Source organism: Bartonella pachyuromydis (genome assembly GCF_039543065.1).
GTDB classification, from domain to species: Bacteria; Pseudomonadota; Alphaproteobacteria; order Rhizobiales; family Rhizobiaceae; genus Bartonella; species Bartonella pachyuromydis.
Window position 1 is genome coordinate 1 of the sequence record NZ_BAABJA010000070.1, and the last position, 611, is coordinate 611.

Genomic DNA, 611 nt, shown 5'->3' on the forward strand with positions numbered 1-611 from the left:
CGCTAGCAGAAACCTATTTACGCAATCGGGGGATTACTTGTGAATTGCCTGCTGATTTACGTTTTCACGACAAATGTCCACACCCCTTAGGAATGACATTGCCCGCGTTGGTGGCGCTTGTTAAGGGGGGTGGTTCCTTTGCAATCCATAGAACCTTTTTACAAGCCAATGGCTGTAAAACAGATCACAAACCAGCCAAAGCCATGTTGGGATCTGTCATGGGCGACGCTGTGTACTTAAGCGAAGATAATCCAAAACATCTTGTCATTTGTGAAGGCATTGAAACTGGTCTTTCCTTACTGTCTGGTTTGTTATCAGAGCCCGTGAATTTATGGGCGTCCCTTTCAACCAGTGGCATGATGCGTGTGAATTTACCCCCGATAAAAGGACGTCTGACAATTGCTATGGACGGCGATGATGCGGGGCGTAAAGCAGGTTTTATCTTAGCTGCGCGTGCTTATAGCCAAGGCTTTGAGGTCTTTATCATGCAAGCTCCAAAAGGAATGGACTTTAATAACGTATTACTTTCTCAAAAGAGGAAACTATGAAAGAGTGTAATTTACAAAACAACAATGAAAATACCCCCGTCAATGATAACGATAATGCCTCTT

1 protein-coding gene is annotated in these 611 nt (G+C 44.0%); it reads left to right on the forward strand.

Annotated features, from left to right (window positions below; translation table 11 throughout):
- Positions 1 to 548: DUF7146 domain-containing protein (locus ABD917_RS08790; protein WP_345119678.1), on the forward strand; the 548-nt coding region annotated here is incomplete at its 5' end.
- Between the last annotated feature and the right edge of the window lie 63 nt (positions 549 to 611).